Here is a 25,210-nt window from a genome sequence, read left to right on the forward strand (position 1 = left end):
CCTGTTCCTGCTGGATGCGAGTGCGCCCCGGATCGGGTGCGCTGTGATGCCTGCATGTTAAGTAGCGATGACGGCAGGGTGTCAACGAAGTCGCCTAAACCAGCCCGGGTATGCCCGACTATCTCCACATTACAAAGAACGGCTTGCTACTTAACATGTAAGTAGCAAGCCGTTCAGAGGGAGCAGAAGGGGTCACTGTCTGCGGGCGATGGAACCCAGTTCGCGGGACAGCCGCACCGTGGCCTGCCCGGGCGTCTGCCGCAGCGCCATGACGTCCTGCACGACGGCCTGCACCGCCAGGCTCACCTGGTCGTACCGCGGACTCTTGGGACGCGGCTCGGCCGCCAGCACGCTCTGCCGCAGCGTGGGCAGATACGGGTACGCCCGGATCAGCCCGGGATCCTCGTACAGGTCCGCGCGCACCGGCGGCAGCGAGCCCTCCGTCAGCACCTGCCGCTGCACACGCTCGCTGGTCAGATAGGCGATCAGATCGGCGGCGGACTCCGGATGGCGCGAGTGACTGCTCACGGCCAGATTGGAGCCGCCGAGCACGCTGGTACCGGGACCGTCCGGACCCGGCAGAGGCACCGCACCGAACTTGCCCGCGACCTTCGACCCGGGGGCGTTGGCCTCCGAATGGACATACGGCCAGTTCCGCAGGAAGAGCAGCCGGCCGTCCTGGAAGGCCTGCCGGGACTCCTCCTCCTTGTAGTCGCGGGCCTCGGGGGAGATCCACCCCTCCCGCACCCCGCTCGCCAGGAACTCCAGCCCGTCCCGGGCCGCCGCCGAGTCCACCGTGACCCGGGCACCGTCGTCACGGAGGATCGAACCGCCCGCCGAGTGGACCGCCTCGGTGGCGTTCACCGTCAGCCCCTCGTACGGCAGGAACTGGCCCGCATAGCCGTCCAGGCCGTAGCGGGGGGCGAGGGTCCTGGCCTGCCGGGCGAGCTCCGCCCAGGTGCGGGGCGGCTGTTCGCCCGCCTTCTCCAGGATGTCCTTGCGGTAGTACAGCAATCCGGCATTGGTGACATAGGGCACCGCGTACAGGCGGCTGTCGAAGGTGGCCGTGTCCACGACCGGCGCCAGGAAACTGTCCAGGGGGAACCGGTCGCGCTCCAGCGGGGAGATCCAGCCCGCCGCGGCGAACTCCGAGGTCCACGCGACATCGATGTTCAGCACGTCGAAACGGTCACTGCCGGAGCGCAGTTCGCTCGTCATCTGTGCCCGGGTCTCGTCCGCCGAGTCCGGCAGCTCGACCAGAGTCACCTGTTCCTGCGGATGTCCGCTGTTCCAGTCGTCGAGCAGCGGACCGAGGTACTCGGTCAGATCGCCGGCCGTCACGAGCGTCATGGGACCGCGGCCGTCACCGGGCGGGCCCGCCCGGCTGCCGAAGCCCGCGTAGCCCGCGAGCAGTACCGCGAGTACGAGGAGCCCCCTACCCGCGGCATGCATCCACCGCATAGGTTCCTCCCGGTACACCGATCCGGCCACGACGCCGTTCAATGTGGCCTATGTATACCCGTTAGGCATGGGCGATACTAGACGTCCAGGCAGAGAAGGCGGGTGGCACGAACCACACCCCGCGTCCGAGCAACAAGAGACTACGGACCTCGGAGGGAGGGAGCGCGTGCGGCTGCCGCTCCTGGCTCTCCTCACCCGTGGACCTGCGCACGGTTACGAGCTCAAGCAGGACCTTGAGAAGCTCCTGGGCGCCGCGTACCCTCAGCCGAATGTCGGCCAGATCTATGTCACTCTGGGGCGGCTGGAAAAGGCCGGTCTGATCGCCGGCGAGGACGTCGAACAGGCCGGCAGGCCCAACAAGCGCACCTACCGGCTCACCGACGCCGGGCACGAGGCCGTACTGGCCTGGTTCGAGGAGACCACCGACGAGCCGAGGGTCCGGGACGAGTTCTTCATGAAGGTCGCCCTCGCCCCGGAGTCCGGACTGGCCGACCCGGTCGTGCTGATCAACAAACAGCGTCGGCAGTATCTGAACACCATGCGGGACCTGTCGAAGCTCGCGGCGGCCGAGGACCGGGACAACCGGATCTCCCAGCTGCTGATCGAAGGCGCGATGCTGCATCTGCAGGCCGACCTCGACTGGCTCGAACGCTGTCAGGAGGAGCTGGAATGAGCGACGACGCCACTCCCGCCGAGCCGGGCACAACGCCCGGCGAGCGGGGCGTCGTACCGATCGTGCGCGCCGAGGGCCTGACCAAGACCCACCACGGCGAAGGCGCCCCGGTGCCGGCCGTGCGCGGGGTGGATCTGGTGGTCCAGCCCGGAGAGTTCGTCGCCGTCACCGGGCCCTCCGGCGCCGGCAAGTCCACGCTGCTCCATCTCCTCGGCGGACTTCAGCGGCCCGACAGCGGAAGTCTCTGGCTCGACGGACGCCAGGTCGACGGCTATCGCGAGGCCCGCTGGGCGATGCTGCGCCGGCGCAGCATCGGCATCGTCTTCCAGTTCTTCAATCTGGTCTCCGATCTCACGGTCGCCGACAACGTGGAACTGCCCGCGCTTCTCGCGGGCGCCTCGCCCAGGGCGGCCCGGGAGAGCCGGGCGGAACTGCTCAGCGAACTCGGCCTCGAAGGCCGGGAACGCTCCATGCCCGGCGAACTGTCCGGCGGTGAGCAGCAGCGTGTGGCGCTGGCCCGGGCACTGGTGAACCATCCGGCACTGCTGCTCGCCGACGAACCGGCGGGCAGCCTGGACAGCAAGGGCACCCGCGAGGTGCTGCGGCTGCTCTCCCGCTTCCACCAGCGTGGCCAGACGATTCTGCTGGTCACCCATGACGCCCGGATGGCCAGCGCGGCCGACCGCGTCATCAGCTTCTTCGACGGGCGAATAGCCGACGACGCGGCACTCGGGGCGGGGTCCCGCGCCACGGGAGCCGGAGTCTCCGGTGTGCTCGAACTGAAGGAGTGAGCGTGCGGGCCACACTTCGCTGGGCGCACGCCGATCTGCGGGCCCATCGCGGGCAGTCGGTCTTCGTCGTGCTCGCCAGCGCCGGGATCATCGGTTCGCTCCTGCTCGCCGTGGCCCTCTTCAGCTATGCGGCCAACCCCTGGCAGCGGATCTTCACCCAGTCCGACGGAGCCCATGTCTGGCTCCACACCCGGGCCGCGGCGGACACCGACGCGCTGTCCGGACTGTCCGATCTCGAAGGGGTCGCCGGCGTCTCGGGCCCGTACCGCACCGGGAAGGCGACGCTGGAGTCCCGAGGCGTACGGGCGAGTGTGTCCCTGCGCGCGACCGGGACCCGGCCGCCCGACGTCGCCCGGCCGCTGGTCACCGAAGGCAACTGGCTGGACGCCGGCGCGGGCGGTGTGGTGCTGGAGAGTTCCGTCGCCCGTGTCCTGTGGGCGGAGCCGGGTGACAGCCTGACCGTGAAGGGACCGGACGGCGCTTCGCACACCCTGCGGGTCGCCGGCGTGGCCGAGGCCGCGGAGCCTCACTACCGGCCCGGCGGCGAGCCCGGCATCGGCTGGGTGCTGCCCGGCACGCTCGACCAGGTCGCCCCGCGCAGCTCCTCGCAGAGCGTGGGACTGCGGCTGAACGACCCCGCCGATCTCGACTTCACCGTCCAGCAGGCGGTGACGCTGCTCGGCGCGGACCGGGTCGCCGAAGTGACGAAGTGGCAGCAGGCACGGGCCGAGGCCGGCAGCGACGACCGGCTGCTCGGGCAGTTGTTCGCGGTGTTCGGCCTGGGCGCTCTGCTGGCCGCCGCTCTCGCCGCGTCCGGAGCGATCGGCGCACGGATCCGGGGGCAGCTGCGGGACATCTCCATCCTCAAGGCGATCGGTTTCACCCCGGGCCAGGTGGTCCGCGGCTTCCTCCTCCAGCACCTCGCGTTCGCCCTGCTCGGTGTCGCTCTGGGCACCGCCGCGATCGCCGTCCTGGGCTCCCGGATACCCGGCCGCATCGGTGAGGCGGCCGGGGTCTGGCAGGACCTGCCCGGGCACACGGCCCTGATGATCGGGGTCCCGAGCGGCGCGGTCCTGCTGATCGCCGCCGCCACGACGCTCGCCGCCTGGCGGGCGGGACGGGTCCCGCCGGTACCGATGGCACGGTCCGCGCTTCCGTCCGCCTCGCCCATGACCGGTCTCGGCCGACGGGCTCTCGGCCTGCGGGTACCGCCCGCGCTGGTGCTCGGGTGGCGGGCCGCGTTCCCCCGGCGAGCGCGCACGCTGCTGACGGTGGCCCGCCTCGCGCTCCCGCTGCTGCTGATCACGGTGGCCCTGGTCGCCTGGTCCACGCTGGACGTGTTCCGCAGCCGCCCCGCCGACATGGGCGTTCCCGCGGCGCTGACCGTACGGGCCGAGCAGCCCGGCAGCCCGTCCGGGCAGCAGCTCGACCGGGCGCTGACCGCGCCGCCGGCCGTCGCCGCCGTCCATCCCGGAGTGGAGGTCGCGGCCCTCGTACCTGGGCAGACCGGCACCATCACCCTGCGCGGTCTCGGCACCGCCACGTCGCCCTATCCCTTCACGGTGGTCGAGGGACGGGCTGCCGACGGGCCCGACGAGGCCGTCGCCGGACAGGGACTGCTCGATCTGCTGGACGTCCGGGTCGGTGACTGGGTACGCATGACCGTCGAGGGGCGGCCGCAGATTCTGCACATCGTCGGGCGGAGCATCGAACCCGAGGCGGGCGGCCGGGTGATCTCGACGACGGTGGACACCCTGGCGGAACGCGATCCCGCACTGCGGCCCGACTTCTACCATCTCGTTCTGCGCCCCGGCGCCGACCCGCGTGCCGTGAGCGACGCGCTCGCCGCAGCGGCCGGCGGGGCCCTGGAGATCCGCGAGACACCGAATCCGGCGGACCGGCTGGAGCCGGCGCGGGGGGTGATCGCAACGCTGATCGGTGTGCTGGCGCTGATCGGCCTCACCGAGCTGCTGACGGTCATCGGCACGGGTGTACGCGACCGCGGCCGCGATCTGCTGGCGCTCAAGGCGATCGGGCTCACTCCGCGCCAGATCAGCGCCGCCATCGTGACGGCCGCCGGATTCACCGCGCTGCTGGCTGCCGCGCTGGGTACCGGGCTCGGGGTGCTGTCGGGCAGCTGGCTGGTCGACATCCAGGGGCGCTCCAGCGGTATGGGTGCGGGTATCGCCCATACCCCGCCCGCACTGCTGATCGCCTCGGTGGCCGCCGGGGCGGTGCTCGGTGCCGTCGCGGCAGCGGCGCTCCCCGCCACCAGGGCGGCGCGCCGGCGACTGGCGGACTCCCTGGCCGAGACGCTCTGAGGCAAACCTCCCGGCCGTGCCCAGGAATGGGTTCGGACTTGGCTCGGAGTTGTCCCACGCTGTGATCCAACTCCGTGCTTTCATACGGCAGTCAGCGGGAATGACTCATGTTCCTCAGGGGAACGGGAGAGGGGCCTGCTCATGTCGACGGGGGATCCACAGAACCGCATTCCGGCCTATCCGGGCGTCGAACGCTTCATCGACGCCTTCGACAAGCTGGTGGTGCAGCCGCGGCGCAGCCGCAGCAGAGTACCGGTCGTCCTGCTCAGCGAGCCGGGCGACGGAAGTGCCGGGCGACGGATCGTCGCCGGGCTGCGGTCCCGGATGCGGGGCCGCAGCGAAGTCCTCGCACCGCACGCGTACATTCCGCAGATCCCGGACGGGGCCGACCCGCCGCCGCTCGAACTCTTCGAGCATCTGACCCTTCAGCTCGCCGAGACGATGCCGCCCGGCACCGGCGAACTGCGGCTGCACAGCTACCGGTTGCTCCGTTCCGTGGTGACCGCCCCGGCCATCGAGGGCCTGATGGAGCGGCGCCACGCCGAACTGCGCAACCACTGCTACGCGGAGCACCGCAACTGGTCCCGCACCGCGCAGACTCTGTGGTGGCTCGGCGGCCGTGACCAGGCGAGTGGCGGCACCCTCCTCGAACTCCTGTGGAACTTCATCGCCGGCCCGCTCTTCCAGCGGCTGCCGCGCGCCCTCTACAGCTGGCGCGCCAACCGCCGCATGCTCGGCCGGGCCCGCAGCCGCAGCTGGTACGCGGAGTGGGTACGGCGCCAGCACGGCAGCCCGCCCACCGACTTCTTCCGCTCCGCCCTCGACCTCGTGCACGGTGAACCGGCCACGGATCCCGAGCGGATGGACCGGGTGCTGATGCACGCCCTGCTCGCCGATCTCGACCAGGCGTGCCGGTCCCGGATGCTCAACCCCTGGCGGCGCAGGCGTACCACCCGTTTCGTGCTGCTCTTCGACGAGGCGGGACCCGCCGACTCACGCGTCCAGCGTTTCCTGCGGGAGCTGCGCTCCGCGATGGAGGACCTGCGCTGCACCTCGGTGTTCGCCGTCGCGGGCGGCGTGCGCTCGCTCGCGTCGCGGATCCCGGACATCGACGCCACAGGTCTCGCGCACGCCGGCGCGGAGCTGATCAACATCGAGCGCCGCGGGATGACGCCGGGACAGCCGACGGGCATCGTCGTCCCGGTGACGGAGGTCCCCGAGCACGATCAGGCGGCGGTCTACTGGCTGGGCCGCTGGCCGACGCTGGTGACACCGTCGCCGCGCTGGGGCCCGGGAGCGGAGGTGGTCGGCGTACTCGGAGTCGGCACCGTGGCGCTCGCGGTCGCGGCGGCTCTGATCCTCGTACCGGACGTACGGGGCGGCAACAACGACGATCCGTGCCAGGGCTCCACGTTCCTCGGCACGGACGGGCAGTGCGTCGGTGTCGCCGAGGGGGCGGCGGGCTTCGGCAGGGGGCCCAGCGAGCAGGCCGTACGGGCCGTGCTGCAGCAGATCGAGCGGCAGAACGGGGAGGTCGACACCGAGCTCGCGGGCAGGCGGGCCGACGACCGCCGTCCCGGCCGCCGTACCGTCGTCTACTTCGGTCCGCTCACCGGCGGCAAGGACGCCGAGGACCCCGTGCGCGGCGGCACCCTGGCCGAGCTGCGCGGAATCGCGCTGGCACAACAGCACATCAACGCCCAGGCGTTGCGGTCGGGCGAACGCGTACCGCTGCGGGTGCTCGCCGCCAACGCCGGTGACCGGTTCAAGGACGCGCCTGCCGTCGCCGAGCGGATCGCGGAACTCGCGGCGCGAGACCCCTCGATCGCGGGCGTCGTCGGCTTCGGGCAGAGCCGTCGCAAGACGTACGACGCGATACGCGTTCTCGACAAGGCCGGCATCCCGATGGTCGGCACGTCGGGCACGGCCGACGAACTCCTGCGCCAGGGCGAGCACTACTACCAGACGGCTCCCACCGATTCCCGGGCGGCGGAACTGATGGCCGTCTTCGCGACGAGCGCCGCCATGACGGGCGGACAGACGGCTCTGAGGGTCAGCCTCGTCGCGGACGCGACCGACGCGTACAGCAACAGCCTCGCCGCCTCCTTCCGTTCCTCCTACGGCCCGGCGCGCACCGACGTGCTCCTCTACACACCGAACGACGCTCCGGAACCGGAGCCCGTACCGGGCGCGGTGAGCGGCCGGCCGGTGCCCACCGTGGAGGACCTGGCCCGCGAGGTCTGCCGCGCGGTCCAGAAGGAACCGCGGACGGCGGTGGTGTGGTCGGCGCGCGCCAGTCAGTTCCAGCTGTTCCTCGCGGAGATCTCCCGCTTCTCCGGCGACTGCCCGAAGATCAGCGTGCTCGGCGGTGACGACGTCACCAATGCCCTCACCGAACAGCAGCGCCCCTGGGACGACTTCACAGGCCTCACCCTCTTCTACGCATCGCACGGCTACGCACCCACGCTGGCGAAGCAGAGCCCGGAGGCCGCGACCTTCCTCACCGCGTACGACCGCGCGTACAGCACCGACCGCACGCCCAGCACCAAGGCGATGCGCGAGGACGGCCATGTCGCGCTCGCCTGGGACGCGCTGCGCTATCTCGCCGAAGGCATCGACCAGGCGTGGCGCACCACCGGCAGTCACGACGACCGCCTCGACCGCGGACTGCTGCAAGGCGTGCTCTACCAGGGCCTGGGCGGCGGCGGTTTCGACGGCGCGACCGGCCGGATAGACGCCCACGGCGCGGCGGGCGGCGGACGGGTGACGGAGGACAAGCTGCTCGCGGTGCTGCGGGGCAGCAACGGGCAGCCGGCGACGGAGCTGCTGTGCGGCACGGTGACGCGCGGCGACGAACGCCGGACGTGGGGCCCGAAAGGCAAGGAGTTCCCCTGTCCGCAGAGGTGACCGGTCACGGAGTGTAAGAGGGTGAGCCAGGACGGGCGGCTCGGTAGCATCGGGCGATGAACCGTCCTCGGCTGATCGCCACCGACCTCGACGGCACGCTGCTGGGCCCCGGCGGCGTCCTGTCGCCGCGCACGCTGAGCGCCCTGCGGGCCGCCGTCTCCGCCGGTACGGAGGTCGTCTTCGTCACGGCCCGGCCGCCCCGTTTCGTCGACATGCTCACGGCCGCGACCGGCCTGGTCGGCACAGCGGTGTGCAGCAATGGAGCGCTCGTCTACGACGTCGCCTCACGGATCGTCGTGGAGACGCGGGCCCTGCCGCTGCCCACCGCCCGCCAGGTGGCCACGGCTCTGGCGGCGGCCGCTCCCGGGCTGGGCTTCGCCCTGGAGACCGGACACCAGATGCTGTACGAGCCGGGGTTCGGGCTGCGCTTCGAAGGGGCCGCGGAGTTCGAGGTGGCGGTGGCGTCCCTGGTGGACCTGTGGCTGACCGAGATGCCCGTCACCAAGCTGCTCGCCTGGTCGGCGCAGCTCGACGCCGACTTTCTGCTGGCCGCGGCGGAGGAGTCGGCGGGCGGGGTGGCGCAGTTCACGCACTCGGGCGGCCGCGGTCTGCTGGAGATCAGCGCACCCGGCGTGAGCAAGGCGAGCACCCTGTCCGCGCTGTGTGCCGTCCGTGGTATCGACGCGAGCGACGTCATCGCCTTCGGTGACATGCCGAACGACCTGGCGATCCTCCAGTGGGCGGGCACCGGCTACGCGATGGCCAATGCCCACCCGGCGGTGCTGGCGGCCGTGGGGCGGCGCACCGCGTCGAACGCGGACGACGGGGTGGCCGTCGTGCTCGAGCAGTTCTTCGGCCGGGCCTGAGCACCGCGACGTCAGCACTGCTGCGCAAGCACCGCAACGCAAGCACCGCGATGTCGGCGCCCGCTCAGCGCAGGCCCGGAGCACGGGCTGAGTGCCCCGGCCCGAGCCCCGTCACAGCATCACGTGCTTGCCCTGGGTGTAGTCCAGCAGGCCGGACATCGACAGATCGCTGCCGTACCCGGAGTGCTTGACTCCGCCGTGCGGCATCTCGGAGACCGTCGTGCCATGGGTGTTCACCCATACGATCCCCGTGTGCAGGGCCCGGGTTGCCCGCATGGCGCGCTCGTGGTCGGCGGTCCAGACACTGGCGGCGAGTCCGAACCGTACGTCGTTGGCCAGGCGAAGTGCCTCGTCCTCGTCGGTGAAGCGCTGCACGGTGACGACCGGCCCGAAGATCTCCTCCTGCACGATCTCGTCGCTCTGGCGGACCCCGGCGATCACGGTGGCTTCGAGGAAGTGGCCGGGGCGCCGGAGGCGTGAGCCGCCGGTGACGATCTCGGCGTCGGCAGGGAGTGCGTTCAGCAGCCGTTGCACGGAGGCGAGTTGACCGGCGCTGTTGAGCGGTCCGAAGTCGGCTCCCGGGCGCTGCTTCGCGGCGTGCGCCGCGAGGGCGGCCACGAACGCGTCGTACACCCGCGTGTGCACGAGGAGCCGTGTCGGTGCCGTGCAGTCCTGGCCCGCGTTGTAGTACGCGACCGTGGCGAGCTCCGCGGCGGTGGACTCGATGTCCACGTCGTCGTGCACGATGACGGGGGCGTTGCCGCCGAGCTCCAGGTGGACGCGTTTGAGGTCGGCGGCGGCAGCCGCGGCGATCTCCTGCCCCGCGCGGACGCTGCCCGTGACCGCGATCATCCGGACCTCGGGATGGGAGACGAGGGCCCGGCCGGTGTCCCGGTCGCCGCACAGGACGTTCAGCGCGCCCGGCGGCAGGTGTCCGGCGGCGATCCGTGCCAGCAGCGCGACGGACGAGGGCGTGGTGTCGGCGGGCTTGAGCACGGTGGTGTTGCCCGCCGCCAGAGCCGGGGCGATCTTCCACGCGGCCATCATCAGGGGGTAGTTCCACGGAGTGATCTGGGCGCAGACACCGATCGGTTCGCGGCGCAGCAGCGAGGTGCGGCCCTCGGTGTACTCCCCCGCCGCGGCGCCCGGCAGAGCGCGCGCGGCTCCGGCGAAGAAGCGGAACGCATCGACGATCGCCGGGAGTTCGTCGTCGCGGAACAGCCCGGCTGGCTTGCCCGTGTCCCCCACTTCGGCCGCCACCAGGTCGTCCGCGTGTGCCTCCACCTCGTCGGCGATGCGCAACAGGGCCCGCTGCCGTTCACCCGGGGTGGTCAGTGACCAGGTCTCGTACGCCGCTGCCGCCGCGGCACAGGCCGCCTGGACATCGGCCGGTCCGGAGCGCGGGGCGCTGCGATGTGTCTCGCCACTGGCGGGGTCGACGAGATGTGTCACCTCGCCGGACGCGGCAGGCAGGTCGGCGCCCCCGATGTGGTTGAGGATCACGGAGTCCTTCTCGGTCTCAGCCACGCCGCAGTGCCTCCTTCGCCGCCGCACGGCCGGTGCGGACCGCGCCTTCCATGTAGCCGGCGACCCACTGGTCGGAGCCGCAGACGTAGAACGGCGGTTCGTGGGTCGCGTGCAGGGGGCCGACGCCCGTGACATCGCCGGGTGTCCACTGCGTGACATAGCCCTGGGTCCACGGGTCGGTGCCCCACAGCCGCAGGTACGCGGCGACGGGCTGGTGGGCGTCGTCGCCGTAGAGGCGTGCGATGTCGCCGAGCAGTTCACGCTCGCGGGTGTGCGAGGGCATGCCGAGCAGGACGCCGTAGCGCTCCGGGGGAATCAGGGCGGAGAGGATTCCCTCGCTCTGCGGCCAGGTGCTGCCGAGGACTCCTTCGCACTCGGACAGCCCGTTGAGGTGGCGGCTGCGCCAGAAGGGCTTGTCGTACGCGGCGGTGAACTTGGCGGCCACCGCCTGACGCTGACGATGGAGCGAGGCCAGGCGTTCGTCGGAGACACCCGAGACAGCGACCGATCGGAGCGGACCGACAGGGAGTGCGCTGACGACGGCTCCGGCGGTGAGGGTTTCCCCGCCGGCGAGACCGACCTCGACCCTGCCCGGTTCCACGGTGACGGACGCGACCGGAGCACCGAGCCGTACCCGCTCCCCCAGTGCCTCCGCCATGCGCAGCGCCACCGTCGCCGACCCTTCGGCGACGCGCAGTCCTTCCCAGTCCTCGTAGTCGTAGTGGTCGCCGTCCCCGCTGCCGGGAACCGCGGCGTTCTTGCGCAGCGCGGCGAGCAGCGAGGTCCTTTCGTAGGAGCCGCTGGCGAGGGCGAGTTGGCCGATCTCCCACAGACGTACGACTCCCGGGGAGGCCCCTTCGCCGCGCAGCCAGTCCGCGACGGACAGCCGGTCCAGCGCGGCGGCTTCGGGGTGGGACCACGGGTCGTCGGGGTCGACGGTGCGGGCGAGGGCGGTGAAGGCGGCGGTGACCCGGCGGTGGCAGGCGTCGTCCCCGCCGGTGAACCAGTGCGGCGGGTCGCCCGCGGAGATGCCTTCCGGTGTGGCGCGGGCCATCGCCCCCGGCTCGGCGACATAGCTGGGGGTGAGGGTGAGACCGAGTTCCGCGGCGAGGGCGAGGTACGCGGTGTGGGCGCGGCCGACCACTTCGCCGCCGAGCTGGACCAGCCGGCCGTCGGGAAGGCGGGTCTGTTCCACCCGGCCGCCGACGCGGTCGCGTGCCTCGACGACGAGGACGTCCGCTCCGCCGGCCGCCAGGTCACGAGCCGCGGCGAGTCCGGAGAGCCCGGCGCCCAGGACGATGACGTCGGGGTTCATACGCGCTCCCTCGGGGCGGTGTTCTCGCGTCCGGCGTGCCCGTCCAGCACAAGACAGTGCTCGGGCTTCCAGCCGATCTCGACGCTCTCGCCGCCGCTCCAGCGGTCCTCCATACGGGAGCGGTCGGTGTTCTGCTCCAGGACGGAGACGGTGATGCCGGGGGCGAGTTCGATGAGGTAGGTGGTGGTGGGGCCGGAGTACACGGTTTCCCGGATGACGCCGTTCACCATGGCCATGTCGGGGGTGAAGTCGGAGAGCCAGATCTTCTCGGGCCGGATGGAGAGGCTGACGTTGCTGCCCTCGGTGACTCCGCTGCGGCTGCCGACGGGCAGCGACGGGCCGTCGGCCACGACCACGGATCCGGAACGGTAGGTGCCGGGCACCAGGTTGGACGTGCCCATGAAGGAGGCGACGAAGGTGCTGGCCGGGTGTTCGTAGACGTCCTCGGGGGTGCCGCACTGCTCGACATGGCCTTCGTTCATCACGGCCACCCGGTCGGACATGGTCAGCGCCTCGTCCTGGTCGTGGGTGACGAAGACGAAGGTGATGCCGATCTCGCGCTGGATCTGCTTGAGCTCGACCTGCATCCGGCGGCGGAGTTTGAGGTCGAGCGCCGCCAGCGGCTCGTCGAGCAGCAGCACCTGGGGGCGGTTGACGAGGGCACGGGCCAGGGCGACGCGCTGGCGCTGACCGCCGGAGAGGGTGCGGGGTTTGCGGTCGGCGAGGGAGCCGAGCTGCACACGGTCGAGCATGTTGCCGACGCGCTCGCGGATCTCCTTCCGGCCGACGCCCTTGCGCTTGAGGCCGAAGGCCACGTTGTCGGCGACCGAGAGATGGTCGAAGAGCGCGTAGCTCTGGAAGACGGTGTTGACGTTGCGCTGGTTGGGCGGGAGGCAGGTGACGTCCTCACCGCCGAGCAGGATGGTGCCGTCGGTGGGATCGGTGAAGCCGCCGATCATCCGCAGCGAGGTGGTCTTGCCGCAGCCGGAGGGTCCGAGGAGCGAGAAGAACTCGCCGGCCCCGATGTCGAGGGAGAGTTCGTGTACGGCGAAGGAGCCTGCGTAGCTCTTGCTGACGCCGTCGAGGCGGACTGCGGGCGAGGTGTCCGCGGAGGTCGTGGTGGTCACGGCTGTCACTTCCCGGAGAGCAGATCGAGGCCGCCGCGGCGGCCGAACAGGCGCGGGATCGTCAGCGCCAGGACGATGAGGCCGACGGAGCCGGCCAGCATCAGGGTCCCGACGGCGTTGATGGTGGGCTGCACACCGAACCGGATCGCCGAGTAGATGCGTACGGACAGCGGCTGCGGCTCCACGCCGGTGGTGAAGTAGGCGAGGACGAAGTCGTCGAAGACGAGGGCGAAGATGAGGACCGCCGAGGCCAGGATGCTGGGGAGCAGGGCGGGCAGTGTGACCAGCCGGAGCGACTGCCAGCGGGTGGCTCCGAGGTCCATCGCGGCTTCCTCCACCTCCGGGTTGAGTGCCGCGATCCGGGAGCGGAGGATCACCGTCACATAGGAGATGGAGAAGGTGATCTCCGCGAGCATCACGGTGCCGGTGGAGAGGGTGATGCCCATGCCCTTGAAGAGCAGCATGGCCGCGACACCGGTCACGATCTCCGGGGTGATCAGCGGGACGAGCATGACCAGTCCGGCGAGGGAGCCGAGCCGGCTGCGGCAGCGGACCAGACCGAGGGCCAGGGCGACGCCGAGGATCAGCGATCCCACCATCGCGACCAGGGCCACCTGAAGGCTCATCCCGAGCGACGACAGCAGGACGTCGTCCCGGAAGAAGGCCGAGTACCAGCGGAGGCTGAAGTCCTCGAAGACGGTCAGGGACTTCTGGGAGTTGAAGGAGAAGAGGACGACGACGCCGATGGGGAGGTAGAGGAGGAGGAAGAACAGCGCCGTGACGGCGATCGCGAAGCGGGGCCTGCGGTCGGTGCCTCGGCGGTGTCGGGTACGGGAAGCATGGCCCTGACGGGAGCCGGCGGACTTGCCTGCGCCGCGCGGCGTGGTGTCGGCCCCGGTGCGGGGGCCCGGCCGGCGCACGGGGTGGAGGGCGGGACGCAACGTCATCGGACTGCCTCCGCCTCGTCCTTGCGGGTGCGGCGCAGGTAGCCGATCATCCCGACGAACAGGACCGCCATCATCAGCATGGTGAGTGCCGAGCCGAGCGGCCAGTTCTGGCCCTGGAAGAACTTGTCCTGGATCAGGTTGCCGATCATGATCTGGTCGGGCCCTCCCATCAGTTGGGCGCTCACGAAGTCGCCCATGGCGGGCAGGAAGACAAGGACGCAGCCGGCTGCCGCCCCTTGCCGGGTGGCGGGCAGGGTGACGAAGAAGAAGGTCCTCAAGGGCCCGCCGTACAGGTCGCGTCCCGCTTCGATGAGGGAGACGTCCATGCGCTCCAGCGCCGCGTACAGCGGAATGATCATGAAGACGATGAATCCGTAAACGAGTCCGGCGACGACTCCGGGGCCCGTCTGGAGGATCTTGGTGTCCCCGTCCGCAAGGCCCATGGCGCGCAGTGTCCGCAGCAGCGGTCCGTCGTCGGACAGGACCACGGACCAGCCGTACATCCGCACCAGGTAGTTGGCGAAGAAGGGCACGACGATGGCGGCGATCAGGAGGTTCTTGTACCGGCCTCCGTGCAGGGCGATGGCGTAGGCGACGGGGTAGGCCACCAGGAGGCAGATCGCGCAGGTGAGCAGTGCGTAGCCGAGGGAGCGGAGCAGCACGGCACGGTAGGCAGGGTCGGCCATCGCCGCGATGTTGTCGAAGTTGAGACCGAACTGCGGGTTGCCGAGCGGATCGGTGGTGCCGAACGCGAGCGCGGCGACCAGCACGAGCGAGGCGATGAGGAAGCCGGTCATCCAGAGGGTGCCGGGAATCATCAGCCAGGTCCACAGCCGGGCGCCGGCGGCGGAGGGACCGGGGCGGGACCGGGACTTCCCGCGGTCGGGACGGGACCGGGGCTCCGCGCCGTCGACAGGGGAAGCGGGCTTCCCGTGGTCGGGGGGGTCCAGGGGTTTCCCGCCGTCGGGACGGGTGCGTAGTGCCATGTCAGCCGGCCTTCACATGGGTCCAGGCGGTGTCGCGGGCGCGTTCGCCCTTCGAGCTGCCGTTGCGGAAGAAGAGTTCGTCCTTGAGGTCGTCTGCGCCGACCAGGCACTGCGGGAAGGGCTCCACCAGGGCGGCGTAGGTGTCCTCGCTGCCGCCGACCGGCATCGGGTAGCCGATGTACTCGATGTTTCTCTTCACGTTCTCCGGGCGGAGCATGTAGTCGATGAAGAGCATCGCCGTGCCGGGGTGCCGTGCGTCGGAGGGGATGGCGTAACAGTCGGAGTTGACGGGGGCGCCTTCCTTCGCGACCTCGAAGCCCAGGACGGACGGGTCCTTGGCCTGCCCGAGCATGGCCGCCATGTCGCCGCTCCACGCCTGGGTCATCACCGCGTTGCCGTTGAGCAGGTTGTTGTAGCTGTCGCTGGAGAAGCCGCGCAGATGGGGCCGGAGCGATTGAAGGGTGTCCGTGATGCGGTCCAGGTCCTTCTCGTCGGCGGTGCTGACGTCGAGCCCGAGCTTGAGCGCGCCCAGGCCGAGGACCTCGTCACGGTCGTCCAGCACGAAGACCTTGCCTTTGGCGCGCCGGTGCCACAGGTCGTCCCAGGAGCCGGTGAGCTCGCCGACACGGTCCTTCCGCCAGCCGATCCCGGTCTTGTACATGGTGAAGGGGACGGTGTGGGCCGAGCGCGCGTCGTACCAGGGGTCGGCGAAGTAGTCGTACGTGCCGAAGACGGACTCGGCGTTCTTGAGCCGGGTGTGGTCGATCCGGCGCAGCCGGCGGCCCTCGGTCAAACGCTGGGCCCACTTGGCCGTCGGGAAGATCAGGTCGTAGCGGTTTCCCGCGTTGAGCTTGGCGGCCATGCCCTCCATCGAGTCGAAGTTCGACTGGATGACCTTGACGCCGTACTCCTTCTCGAACCCTTTGAAGACGGCCGGATCGACGAAGTCGGCCCAGTTGAAATAGATCAGGTTCCCGTCGACGCGCACATCGATCGGGGCGTCGGGATCGCCGTGGGCGTTCGGATCCTCGGGCAGGAAGCCGCAGCCGGCTGTCGCTGCACCGAGTCCCAGACCGAGAGCCGCGCCGGTGCTGGTGCGGAGGAAGGAGCGGCGGGACGGTGGGAGTGCCTCGGGGGACATCTACGGTCCTCTCCGTGGGGGTCCGTGGACGGACGAACAGTGCTCAGGGCGCGGTCACGGACGCACGGATGCCTGACTCCGTGCTCGACCTGGGAGCCGCCGGACGGTGTGGGGTGCACCGCCGCCGCGGTTCCGGTTTCTCCAGCCTGGCCGCCGGTGTCGGCTCAGGGCGTCGGAGCGCTGCGGGGGGTGTCCGGGCCGGCGGCGCCGTCGACCCGGTCGTCGGTGCTGCCGTCGAGGTCTTCGCGGACGCGCCCGGCGAACCAGCCGACCGCCGCCTCGCGGCGGGACAGCGGTCCGGGCTCGAAGCCCGGCGTGGTCAGTCCCTTCTGCACCCTGGCCACCAGCTCGGCGTCCTCGTCGTTGGTGATCCAGCCGATGTGGATGTTGAGCCGCCGGGCGAGGCGGGTGCGCAGTCCGGTGCCCCGGCGGGTGTAGAAGGCGCCGGGCACGGCCACCTGGTCCACCGCCGTGGGGATCGCGGTCCAGGCAAGCACATGGTCGGGGTAGAAGTCGATGAGTGTGTTGGGGTAGATCACGGCGTACCGCCACACCCTGCGGTCGGCCTCGGCGAGACCGGGCATCGGGGCGGCGATCCGCTGGTAGAGGCGTTCCGCCCAGTTCGAGGACGGCTTGTCGCGCAGCGGTGAGGCAAAGAGTGCGTACGAGTCCTCGATCTCGCAGGTGTAGCCCTGGTAGTCGAGGAGGCGCATCAGGCCCGGGTGGGCCACGGGTACGTGGTAGCCCTCCAGGTAGTTGTCGACGGCCACCTTCCAGTTGGCGTTCTGGACCTCGGCGCCTTCCAGATCATGGATCCGGCTGCGGCCCACGGGCACCAGATCGGTGCCGGCGTAGTGGCCGACCGCTTCGGCAAGTCCGGCGCACTGTTTGGCCAGCGGTACGGCGTCCCGGTCGAGGTTGACGAAGACGAACCCGAGGAAGGACTCGACAGCCACGGAGTGGAGGCCGAGTTTCGGCTTGTCCAGGCACGGGATCTGCCGTGCCTCGGGGGCTCCGACGAGGCGTCCGTCGAGCTTGTAGGTCCAGCCGTGGTACGGGCAGCGGATGGCCTTGCCACTGGGCTCGGGGGCCGTGACCAGCCGCGTTCCGCGGTGCCTGCACACGTTGAGATGGGCGGCGAGAGAGCCGTCCTCGGTCCTCACCACGAGGACTTCGCGTCCGGCGACGGACGCGGCGAGACGGGCGCCCGGGCCGGGCAGATCGGATTCATGACACGCCAGCTGCCAGGACCTGGCGAAGATGTTCCGGGTCTCGGCGGCTGCCGTGTCGGGATCGGTGTAGTAGCGGGCCGACAACGCCTGACCCGGGCTTTCCTGAGTCGGGCGGGTCGGCGGTGCCATGGTGACGGGAATATCGGGCTGCATCGGCTGTCTCCTCCATGCCACAGGTGCGGCGATCGGTGTTGAGGCGGCCCACAGGCGGTCAGTGGGCCGGGGCGGGGGACGCCGGAACCGCACTAACTAATTGGTCAGTCAGGTTGCTGGCGGGTTTCCGCAAAGTCAAGGCTTGCGGACTGACTAATTGATTAGTTAGTTTAGTCGGTGTCGCCGGGTCCGGCATGTCACCGGCCCTCGCAGCGACCGCCCGGTGGCACACCGGGCCCCTACCACCGGAGTCGCACGGCGTTCTCGCCCTGCACCGAGCCTCACGGACAGCACCTCGTCCCCGAGGCTCCCCGCCGCCCGGTCACGCCGGGCCGGCTTCCCTTCCCTCTCCCCCGGAGGCACGCATGAGCGGTCGTCGGAGTCTGGTCTGGCTCGGGCTCACCCCCGAACCCGAACGGGAACTGCCCCGCAGCGTGGCTGCCCTGCGCGCTCCCCGGCGCGATACGGCCGCCGTACCGCCGGAGCTGGCGGACGCCGAGCACCGCAGGGTGCAGCGCCTGATCCTGCGCGGTACCCGCCGCAGCTGGCTGCGCTACCTGGCCGAAGTCACCCATCTGGTGACCGCCGTCGCCGACGGCTCCCGGCCGGGCGACCGGCGTGCGGCACTGCTCGCGGGCGAGGTCGTACTCGACCACCACCACATGCTCATCGGTCTCCCCGGTCCCGGCTACGACAGCACGGCCGCGGACCGCCATGCGCTCGAGGAAGCGGTACGGGCCCTGCGGACCGGCACCACGGCCGGGACCGACCGCCCCGGCACCGGCATACCGGCGTCCGTCGCCGGCGCGGAGACCACGCACGGCACAGCAAGGGGACGCGCATGACAGCGACGACCATCCTCTCCCTGATGGCGGAGCTTTCGGGCACCGTGCTCGGAACAGAGCCCCATACCGCCGAGGGCGTCCACGACTACCTGTCCGCGGGCGGCTATCGGGAGCTCGCCCACCCGGAGCGGCTGCTGGAGCACATCGCCGACTCGGGTCTCCGCGGCCGCGGCGGCGCCGGCTTTCCGGCCGCCGTGAAGCTCCGCGCTGTCCGGGACGGCGGCGCGACCCCGGTCGTGGTCGCCAACGGCGAAGAAGGTGAACCCGGCTCGGTCAAGGACCGCTGGCTGCTGCGCGCCCGGCCCCATCTCGTACTGGACGGTCTGGCCCACGCCGCCGCCATCACCGGGGCCACCCGCGGCTGCGTCTACCTCTCCGACCCCGCGGCAGGGAACGCCGTGCGGCGTGCCCTCGCCGAGCATGAGCAGCCCCTGCCCATCGAGATCGTCGAGACCCCGCACACCTATGTCGCCGGCGAGGAGAGCGCGGTCGTCCGCAGGATCAACGGCGGCCCCGCCCTGCCCACCGCGAAGCCGCCGCGCCCCTTCGAGCGGGGCGTCGACGACCGGCCGACCCTGGTCTCCAATGTCGAGACCCTCGCCCGGATCGCGCTCATCGCCTCACGGCCCGACGTGCGACGCCGCACGGCAGGCTCCACCCTCGTGACGCTCTCCGGCGGCGGCGACGGCGTGCTCGCCGAGGTCCCCTACGGCGTCAGCCTCCGCAGCCTCGCCACCCTCCAGGGCACGCACGAGCCGCCGGGGGCACTGATGGGCGGACTCTTCGGCGGCCTGATCGGCGCCGCTTGCCTCGATCTGCCCCTGGAACCCGAAGCACTCAGCGCCGCGCGGACCGCAGTGGGCTGCGGCGCGATCCGCTTCCTCGGCGCCGGTGAGTGCCCGGTGTCCGTCGCTTCCGATGCCGTGGACCACCTCGCGGCCGAGAGCGCCCGGCAGTGCGGCGTCTGCGTGGCCGGTACCGGCTCGATCCGCGACACCCTGCACACGCTGCACCTCGGCACGGCGGCTCCCGACGCCCTCGCCAAGCTGCTCCGCTGGTCGGAGGGACTGCCGGGACGCGGAGCGTGCGGCCTGCTCGACGCGGCCGCCGGTAACGCGGGCAGCCTCCTGCGCACCTTCCCCGACATCACGCGGGCCCATCTCGACTCCCCCTGCCCGTCCTGCGCCGCCGCCCCCCGCGGCCGCGGTCTCTCGGTGCCCGTACCGGAGATCTCCCCCTCCCCCGCCACGCCCGTGCCCGCACTGAAAGGAACACCGTGAAACTCCTCCTCGACTCCACGCTCTGCCAGGGCTACGGGCTCTGCCAGGAAGAAGCCGCCGACCTCGTCGAGCTCGACGAGTGGGGCTACGCCGCGGTCATCGCCGTCCCGGTGCCCTCCGGTCGCGAAGATGCCGCCCGCGTCTGCGCCGAGGCCTGTCCCAACGCCGCCCTTCGCCTGGAGAAGTGACATGGCACGTGATCTGAGCGCACTCTTCGACCCCAAGTCCGTCGCAGTCGTCGGCGCCAGCGACGATCCGGCGAAATACGGCCACTCGGTCGCCGCACAGGCACTGCGCGCCGCCGACAGGCGACCGGTCCATCTCGTCAACCGCCGCGGCGGCACCGTCCTCGGCCGCAAGGCGGCTACCAGCCTGTTCGAGATCGGCGAACCCGTCGACCTGGTGGTGATCTCCGTACCCGGCCCAGGCTTCGAGGCCGCCGTCGACGACGCACTCGCCTGCGGGGCCCGCGCCATCGTCGGCATCACCGCGGGATTCGCCGAAACCGGCCCCGCCGGCCTCGCGCGCCAACAGGCCGTCGCCGCCCGTGTGCGCGAAGCGGGAGCCGTGCTCGTCGGGCCCAACTGCCTGGGGATCGCGGACAACACGACCGAGCTGTACCTGGCCTCCGACAGCTTCGCCACCGGCGGGATCGCCCTGCTGAGCCAGAGCGGCAACCTCGCACTGGAGCTCCAGATCCGGTGCGCCCCGCACGGACTGGGCTTCTCCCGCTTCGTCTCGCTGGGCAACCAGGCCGATGTCACGCTGGTCGACCTGGTCGAGGACTGCGCACGGCACGACGCCACATCGGCCATCGGCGTGTACGCGGAGGACTTCGGCGACGGCCGCGCCTTCGCCCGGGCGGCAGCGGCGGCGGGCAAGCCCGTCGTCCTGCTCACCGCGGGCCGCGGCACCGCGTCCGCCCGCAGCGCGCAGTCGCACACCGGCGCCCTGACCTCGTCGTCGGACGTGGTGGCCGCCGCCTGCCGGGACGCCGGGGTCCAACTGGTCACCACACCACGGGAGATGACCGTGGTCCTGGCAGCGCTGCACTCCAACTCCCGCGGCAGGGGTGTGCGCACCGCCGTCCTCACCGACGGTGGCGGCCACGGTGTCATCGCCGCCGACGCCGCCGAGGCATCGGGACTCGACGTCCCCGAGCTGACCGACACCACACAGGAACAGCTCAAGGAGCTGCTGTGGGAGCAGTCGGCCGTGGGCAACCCGGTCGACCTGGCCGGAATGGGCGAGCAGAACCCTCTCTCGTACGCCACGACCGTCGGCGGGCTCCTCGCTGCCGACGAGGTCGACACCGTCCTGCTGACCGGGTACTTCGGCGGCTATGCGGCCTCCGGCGGCGGACTCGGTGGCGGGGGCGCCGCGCTCGGGGCCGGTGAGGCCCAGGCGGCGCACGAGATCGTCAGCCGCTGGCGGACGAACCCCAAGCCCCTGGTCGTCCAGTCGATGTATCCGCAGTCACCAAGCTGCCGGACACTGGCCGAGGCCGGGATACCGGTCTTCGCCGCCACGGAGGACGCCGCCCGCGCGCTGGCGGCGACGACCGTGCGCCCCGCCGGCGGCCCACCCGGTGTGGCACCGCTGCCGCCGGCCGCGCCGCCCCTGGCGGATGCCGGGTATTACGGCATCCGGTCCCTTCTCGGTGCAGCCGGGGTGCCGTTCCCCGCATCGCGCGAGATCACGGACGAGCACCAGCTCCTCGCGGCGGCCGACGCGTTCCCGGGTCCGTACGTCCTGAAGGCGTTGCACGTCCTGCACAAGTCCGACGCGGGCGGTGTGGCACTGCGGCTCCCCGACAAGGCCGCGCTGCTCGCCGCGTTCCGGGAGATGGACGCCAGGCTGGGCGCCGCCGCCTACTCGGTCGAGGCGATGGCCGATCTCTCGGACGGCGTCGAACTGATCGTGGGCGTCAACCGCGACCCCCGGTTCGGTCCCGTCGCGATGGTGGGGCTCGGCGGCATCCTCACCGAGACCTTCCATGACGTCGCCTTCTCCCTGGCACCGGTGCCCGCGGAACGCGCCACCGCGCTGCTGCGCAGCCTCAGGACGGCCGCGCTGCTCTCGGGAGTCCGCGGCCGGCCGGCCGTCGACATCGCCGCGGCCGCAACCGTCATCGAGCGGATCACCACCGTCGCCGCCGCCCACCCCGAGATCGCCGAACTCGAGGTCAACCCCTTGTTGGTCCGCCCGGACGGCGTACTCGCCCTCGACGCGCGAGCCGTACTCGCCTGACCTCCCGCACCCCACCCCTCCCGGAGGACACCACCATGGAGTTCCGCTACACCCCCGAGCAGGCCGACCTCAAGGCCCGGTCCGCCGCCTACTCTCGGCTGCTGATGCGGTACGAGGACCAGTCCGAGCGGGCCGGCGGGCCGCTGCCCGCCGAGACCGTCCGCGAACTGACCCGTGCCGCCATCGACGCCGGCGTCTACGCGATCAACATGCCCGCCGAATGGGGCGGTGCGGGACTGTCCCTGCTCGATCAGGTCATCGTCGAGGAGGAGTTCGGAAAGGTCACCAACTGCCTCTGGGACATTCCCTGGCGGCCCGCCAACGTCCTCGCGTACGGCACCGAGGCACAGCGGGAGAAGTATCTGCTCCCCGTGATCCGTGGTGAGCGCTTCGACGCGTTCGCGGTGACCGAACCGGGAGCCGGGTCGGACCCGGGCTCGGGCACCAGCACCGCCGACCGCACCGACGGCGGCTGGTTGCTCAACGGTGAGAAGTGGTTCGTGACCTGCGGCGACATCGCGGACTTCCTGTTGGTGCAGGCGGACGCGGGCCCCGACCGTGCGCCCACCCTCTTCTTCGTGGACAAGCAGGCGCCGGGGGTGAAGATGACACGGGTGCCCCGCTTCATGCACTCCGCGGTCAACGGGCACCCCGAGTTCGTCTTCACCGATGTGTTCGTCCCGGACGAGGACGTGCTCGGCGGGGTGGGCAACGGCTACGACCTGACCAAGGAGTGGTTCACCGACGAGCGGCTGATGATCGCGGCGCGTACGACGGGCGCGGCGGAGCGTGCGCTCGAACTGGCCCGGGACTGGGCCGTCGAACGCCGCCAGTTCGGCTCCCGCATCGCCGACTTCCAGCTGATCCAAGGCATGCTCGCCGACTGCGCCGTCGACATCGCGGTCTGCCGTGCGTACACCCACCAGGTGGCCTGGGAGGCCGACCAGCCGCTCACCGACCGCAAGACGCTGCACGCGAAGGCGTCGACGGCGAAACTCGCGGCGAGCGAGGCGGCGGGACGCGTCATCGACCGGTGCGTCCAGATCTTCGGCGGACGCGGCTACGACCGCTCCTACCCCGTCGAACGCCTCTACCGCGAACTGCGCGTCGACCGCATCTGGGAAGGCACCTCCGAGATCCAGCGCCTCATCATCGCCAACGAGCTGATCAAGCGCGGTACCCAGGCACTCGCCCTGCCCCTGCACTGACGCCCCCTGCTTCTGCCCGCGTACGCACCGACCGCCGAACACAGAGGAACACCATGGACTTCCGTCTCACCGCCCGTCAGGAGGAGCTCAGGAGCTCCGCACGAGGGCTCACCGAGTTCATCATGACGTACGAGCTCGACTGCGAGGAGAACAACGGCCTGCCCGCGCAGGCCCACGCGGAGATCCGCGACGCCGTGCTGGACTGCGGGCTTCAGGCGGTCAACATGCCGACCCAGTGGGGCGGGGCCGGGCTCTCGATCCTGGAGCAGGCCACCGTGCAGGAGGAGCTCGGCCGGCTCACCGGCGCTTTGTGGGACATGGTGTGGCGCCCTGCCAACGCGCTGCGTTTCTGCACGCCCGAGCAGCGCGAGCGCTACCTCGTGCCGGTCATCCGGGGACAGCGCCGCGACTGCTACGCGGTGACGGAGCCGGAGGCCGGGTCGGATCCGCAGAACCTCAAGACGACGGCGACGCGCACCGCGGACGGCTGGGTGCTGAACGGCGAGAAGTGGTTCGTCACGGTGGGCGACCACGCCGACTTCATCATCGTGCTGGCCGCGGCCGGCGAGGACGGCGCTCCGACGCTCTTCCTCGTCGACAAGGAGACTCCGGGCGTCGAGATGACGCGGGTACCGCGCTTCATGCACACCTTCGTCTACGAGCACCCCGAGTTCACCTTCACCGATGTCCGGGTCCCCGAGGACGCCGTGCTCGGTGGCATCGGCGAGGGGTACGACATCACCCGGTCCTGGTTCACCGAGGAGCGGCTGATGATCGCGGCGCGGACGACGGGAGCGGCGGAACGTGCGCTCGAACTGGCCCGGGACTGGGCCGTCGAACGCCGCCAGTTCGGCTCCCGCATCGCCGACTTCCAGCTCATCCAGGGCATGCTCGCCGACTGCGCCGTCGACATCGCCGTCAATCGCGCCTACACGCACCAGGTGGCCTGGGAGGTGGACCAGGGGCTGGCGGACCGCAAGACCCTGCACGCCAAGGCGGCCATCGCCAAGCTGTCGGCGAGTGAGGCGGCGGGACGCGTCATCGACCGGTGCGTCCAGATCTTCGGCGGACGCGGCTACGACCGCTCCTACCCCGTCGAACGCCTCTACCGCGAACTGCGCGTCGACCGCATCTGGGAAGGCACCTCCGAGATCCAGCGCCTGATCATCGCGGGCGAACTCATCAAGCGCGGCACGGGCGTTCTCCAGATCCCGTCCGCCTGACGGCCCGGGGAGGTCCCGTGGCCGCCGGCTCGGGACCTCCCTCCGCACCCCGAGAGAAGTGAGGACAGATGGACGGCATCGAGCGGGTCGGGATCGTCGGCTGCGGTCTGATGGGCTCCGGTATCGCCGAGGTGTGCGCACGCGCCGGGCGGGACGTCGTCGTGGTCGAGTCGGACGATGCGGCCGCCGACGCCGGGCGACGGCGCATCACCGCCTCGCTGGACCGGGCCCTGGCCGCCGGAAAGATCGACGCCGAGGGCCGGGACACGGCGCTGGCGCACATCACCACGACCGCGGACCTGGACCGGCTGGCGGACCGGGACCTGGTGGTGGAAGCGGTGGCCGAGGACGAGGCCGCCAAGCTGGCGGTGTTCGCACGGCTCGACGCGACCGTGCTGCGCAAGGACGCGATCCTGGCGACCAACACGTCCTCCATCCCGGTCATCCGGCTCGCCGCGGCCACCGAACGCCCGGAGCACGTGGTCGGCCTGCACTTCTTCAACCCGGTTCCGGTGCTGCCGCTGGTGGAGCTGGTGCCGTCCCTCCTGACGGCCGAGAGCACCGCGCTGCGTGCGCAGGAATTCGTCTCGGAGGTGCTCGGCAAACAGGTCGTCCGGGCGAGGGACCGGGCCGGATTCATCGTCAACGCCCTGCTCGTCCCGTATCTGCTGGCCGCCGTGCGCATGGTGGAGTCGGGCACGGCGTCGGCCGAGGACATCGACCGGGGCATGACGCTGGGCTGCGCCCATCCCCTCGGCCCGCTCGCGTTGACCGACCTCATCGGGCTGGACACCACGCAGGCCATCGCGGAGTCGATGTACGACGAGTTCCGGGAGCCGCTGTACGCACCGCCCCCGCTGCTGGCCCGGATGGTCGAGGCGGGCCTGCTCGGCCGTAAGTCGGGCAGGGGCTTCCACACGTACCGTCCATGACGGCCCGGCCCCGGGCGGTCGTGCC

General features: G+C 71.1%; 20 protein-coding genes. 12 read left to right on the forward strand and 8 right to left on the reverse strand.

Annotation, left to right across the window (positions count from 1 at the left end; translation table 11 throughout):
- Positions 1 to 192: 192 nt before the first annotated feature.
- Positions 193 to 1,461 carry an ABC transporter substrate-binding protein gene (locus ACQPWZ_RS02020; protein WP_340471375.1) on the reverse strand — a complete coding sequence of 423 codons (1,269 nt, stop codon included), beginning with the start codon at positions 1,459 to 1,461 and terminating at the stop codon, positions 193 to 195.
- A gap of 166 nt (positions 1,462 to 1,627) precedes the next feature.
- On the opposite strand from ACQPWZ_RS02020, the gene ACQPWZ_RS02025 reads away from it, so the two are divergent.
- The 5 genes from ACQPWZ_RS02025 (at position 1,628) to ACQPWZ_RS02045 (ending at position 9,019) form a co-directional block, all read left to right on the forward strand.
- A complete protein-coding gene (locus ACQPWZ_RS02025) occupies positions 1,628 to 2,134 on the forward strand; it encodes a PadR family transcriptional regulator (protein WP_356704989.1) in 507 nt (168 codons plus the stop codon).
- Positions 2,131 to 2,925 carry an ABC transporter ATP-binding protein gene (locus ACQPWZ_RS02030; protein WP_433570422.1) on the forward strand — a complete coding sequence of 265 codons (795 nt, stop codon included), beginning with the start codon at positions 2,131 to 2,133 and terminating at the stop codon, positions 2,923 to 2,925. Before ACQPWZ_RS02025 ends, ACQPWZ_RS02030 begins: the two co-directional genes overlap by 4 nt.
- Positions 2,926 to 2,927: 2 nt before the next feature.
- Complete coding sequence (locus tag ACQPWZ_RS02035; protein WP_433570423.1) at positions 2,928 to 5,246, forward strand: FtsX-like permease family protein; 2,319 nt, start codon at positions 2,928 to 2,930, stop codon at positions 5,244 to 5,246.
- A gap of 141 nt (positions 5,247 to 5,387) precedes the next feature.
- Complete coding sequence (locus tag ACQPWZ_RS02040) at positions 5,388 to 8,153, forward strand: ABC transporter substrate-binding protein (RefSeq protein ID WP_433570424.1); 2,766 nt, start codon at positions 5,388 to 5,390, stop codon at positions 8,151 to 8,153.
- Positions 8,154 to 8,209: 56 nt separating this feature from the next.
- Complete coding sequence (locus tag ACQPWZ_RS02045) at positions 8,210 to 9,019, forward strand: HAD family hydrolase (protein WP_433570425.1); 810 nt, start codon at positions 8,210 to 8,212, stop codon at positions 9,017 to 9,019.
- Between the two features lie 111 nt (positions 9,020 to 9,130).
- Here ACQPWZ_RS02045 and ACQPWZ_RS02050 read toward each other — a convergent pair whose 3' ends face one another.
- The 7 genes from ACQPWZ_RS02050 to ACQPWZ_RS02080 form a co-directional block, all read right to left on the reverse strand.
- Positions 9,131 to 10,546: an aminobutyraldehyde dehydrogenase gene (locus tag ACQPWZ_RS02050; RefSeq protein WP_433570426.1), complete on the reverse strand. Its 1,416-nt coding sequence runs from the start codon at positions 10,544 to 10,546 to the stop codon at positions 9,131 to 9,133.
- Positions 10,539 to 11,861: a flavin monoamine oxidase family protein gene (locus ACQPWZ_RS02055; RefSeq protein WP_433570427.1), complete on the reverse strand. Its 1,323-nt coding sequence runs from the start codon at positions 11,859 to 11,861 to the stop codon at positions 10,539 to 10,541. Before ACQPWZ_RS02055 ends, ACQPWZ_RS02050 begins: the two co-directional genes overlap by 8 nt.
- A complete protein-coding gene (locus tag ACQPWZ_RS02060; protein ID WP_340471382.1) occupies positions 11,858 to 12,988 on the reverse strand; it encodes an ABC transporter ATP-binding protein in 1,131 nt (376 codons plus the stop codon). Before ACQPWZ_RS02060 ends, ACQPWZ_RS02055 begins: the two co-directional genes overlap by 4 nt.
- A gap of 5 nt (positions 12,989 to 12,993) precedes the next feature.
- The gene (locus ACQPWZ_RS02065) at positions 12,994 to 13,935 is read right to left on the reverse strand and encodes an ABC transporter permease (RefSeq protein WP_356704984.1); all 942 of its coding nucleotides are present in this window, start codon (positions 13,933 to 13,935) and stop codon (positions 12,994 to 12,996) included.
- Complete coding sequence (locus ACQPWZ_RS02070; RefSeq protein WP_433570428.1) at positions 13,932 to 14,921, reverse strand: ABC transporter permease; 990 nt, start codon at positions 14,919 to 14,921, stop codon at positions 13,932 to 13,934. Before ACQPWZ_RS02070 ends, ACQPWZ_RS02065 begins: the two co-directional genes overlap by 4 nt.
- A gap of 1 nt (position 14,922) precedes the next feature.
- Positions 14,923 to 16,062, reverse strand: a complete 1,140-nt coding sequence (locus tag ACQPWZ_RS02075) for a polyamine ABC transporter substrate-binding protein (RefSeq protein WP_433570429.1) — start codon at positions 16,060 to 16,062, stop codon at positions 14,923 to 14,925.
- A 164-nt stretch (positions 16,063 to 16,226) separates the two neighbouring features.
- Complete coding sequence (locus tag ACQPWZ_RS02080) at positions 16,227 to 17,447, reverse strand: aromatic ring-hydroxylating oxygenase subunit alpha (protein WP_433570430.1); 1,221 nt, start codon at positions 17,445 to 17,447, stop codon at positions 16,227 to 16,229.
- A gap of 365 nt (positions 17,448 to 17,812) precedes the next feature.
- Here ACQPWZ_RS02080 and ACQPWZ_RS02085 point away from each other — a divergent pair, with 365 nt between their 5' ends.
- From ACQPWZ_RS02085 to ACQPWZ_RS02115, 7 genes are all read left to right on the forward strand, one after another.
- Positions 17,813 to 18,292 (forward strand): hypothetical protein, encoded by a 480-nt coding sequence (locus ACQPWZ_RS02085; RefSeq protein ID WP_383239341.1) that lies wholly within the window; start codon positions 17,813 to 17,815, stop codon positions 18,290 to 18,292.
- Complete coding sequence (locus ACQPWZ_RS02090) at positions 18,289 to 19,572, forward strand: NADH-ubiquinone oxidoreductase-F iron-sulfur binding region domain-containing protein (protein WP_433570431.1); 1,284 nt, start codon at positions 18,289 to 18,291, stop codon at positions 19,570 to 19,572. Before ACQPWZ_RS02085 ends, ACQPWZ_RS02090 begins: the two co-directional genes overlap by 4 nt.
- Positions 19,569 to 19,760, forward strand: a complete 192-nt coding sequence (locus ACQPWZ_RS02095) for a ferredoxin (protein ID WP_327685874.1) — start codon at positions 19,569 to 19,571, stop codon at positions 19,758 to 19,760. The genes ACQPWZ_RS02090 and ACQPWZ_RS02095 overlap by 4 nt, the downstream gene beginning before the upstream one ends.
- A gap of 1 nt (position 19,761) precedes the next feature.
- On the forward strand, positions 19,762 to 21,822 hold the full coding sequence (locus tag ACQPWZ_RS02100; RefSeq protein WP_433570432.1) for an acetate--CoA ligase family protein: 2,061 nt from the start codon (positions 19,762 to 19,764) through the stop codon (positions 21,820 to 21,822).
- Positions 21,823 to 21,857: 35 nt separating this feature from the next.
- Positions 21,858 to 23,030, forward strand: coding sequence for an acyl-CoA dehydrogenase family protein (locus ACQPWZ_RS02105; protein ID WP_433570433.1), 1,173 nt, complete (start codon positions 21,858 to 21,860; stop codon positions 23,028 to 23,030).
- 53 nt (positions 23,031 to 23,083) lie between these two features.
- Complete coding sequence (locus ACQPWZ_RS02110; RefSeq protein WP_340471392.1) at positions 23,084 to 24,253, forward strand: acyl-CoA dehydrogenase family protein; 1,170 nt, start codon at positions 23,084 to 23,086, stop codon at positions 24,251 to 24,253.
- 68 nt (positions 24,254 to 24,321) lie between these two features.
- Complete coding sequence (locus ACQPWZ_RS02115) at positions 24,322 to 25,185, forward strand: 3-hydroxybutyryl-CoA dehydrogenase (RefSeq protein WP_433570434.1); 864 nt, start codon at positions 24,322 to 24,324, stop codon at positions 25,183 to 25,185.
- Positions 25,186 to 25,210: the final 25 nt, after the last annotated feature.

Origin of the sequence: Streptomyces sp. CA-251247, from assembly GCF_050952975.1 — a bacterium.
Lineage (GTDB): Bacteria > Actinomycetota > Actinomycetes > Streptomycetales > Streptomycetaceae > Streptomyces > Streptomyces achmelvichensis.

Coding starts and splice junctions, on each gene's coding strand:
- ACQPWZ_RS02020 (WP_340471375.1), bottom strand. CDS start 1,461: ATGCGGTGGATGCATGCCGCGGGTAGGGGGCTCCTCGTACTCGCGGTA.
- ACQPWZ_RS02030 (WP_433570422.1), top strand. CDS start 2,131: ATGAGCGACGACGCCACTCCCGCCGAGCCGGGCACAACGCCCGGCGAG.
- ACQPWZ_RS02040 (WP_433570424.1), top strand. CDS start 5,388: ATGTCGACGGGGGATCCACAGAACCGCATTCCGGCCTATCCGGGCGTC.
- ACQPWZ_RS02045 (WP_433570425.1), top strand. CDS start 8,210: ATGAACCGTCCTCGGCTGATCGCCACCGACCTCGACGGCACGCTGCTG.
- ACQPWZ_RS02055 (WP_433570427.1), bottom strand. CDS start 11,861: ATGAACCCCGACGTCATCGTCCTGGGCGCCGGGCTCTCCGGACTCGCC.
- ACQPWZ_RS02065 (WP_356704984.1), bottom strand. CDS start 13,935: ATGACGTTGCGTCCCGCCCTCCACCCCGTGCGCCGGCCGGGCCCCCGC.
- ACQPWZ_RS02070 (WP_433570428.1), bottom strand. CDS start 14,921: ATGGCACTACGCACCCGTCCCGACGGCGGGAAACCCCTGGACCCCCCC.
- ACQPWZ_RS02075 (WP_433570429.1), bottom strand. CDS start 16,062: ATGTCCCCCGAGGCACTCCCACCGTCCCGCCGCTCCTTCCTCCGCACC.
- ACQPWZ_RS02080 (WP_433570430.1), bottom strand. CDS start 17,447: ATGCAGCCCGATATTCCCGTCACCATGGCACCGCCGACCCGCCCGACT.
- ACQPWZ_RS02085 (WP_383239341.1), top strand. CDS start 17,813: ATGAGCGGTCGTCGGAGTCTGGTCTGGCTCGGGCTCACCCCCGAACCC.
- ACQPWZ_RS02090 (WP_433570431.1), top strand. CDS start 18,289: ATGACAGCGACGACCATCCTCTCCCTGATGGCGGAGCTTTCGGGCACC.
- ACQPWZ_RS02100 (WP_433570432.1), top strand. CDS start 19,762: ATGGCACGTGATCTGAGCGCACTCTTCGACCCCAAGTCCGTCGCAGTC.
- ACQPWZ_RS02105 (WP_433570433.1), top strand. CDS start 21,858: ATGGAGTTCCGCTACACCCCCGAGCAGGCCGACCTCAAGGCCCGGTCC.
- ACQPWZ_RS02110 (WP_340471392.1), top strand. CDS start 23,084: ATGGACTTCCGTCTCACCGCCCGTCAGGAGGAGCTCAGGAGCTCCGCA.
- ACQPWZ_RS02115 (WP_433570434.1), top strand. CDS start 24,322: ATGGACGGCATCGAGCGGGTCGGGATCGTCGGCTGCGGTCTGATGGGC.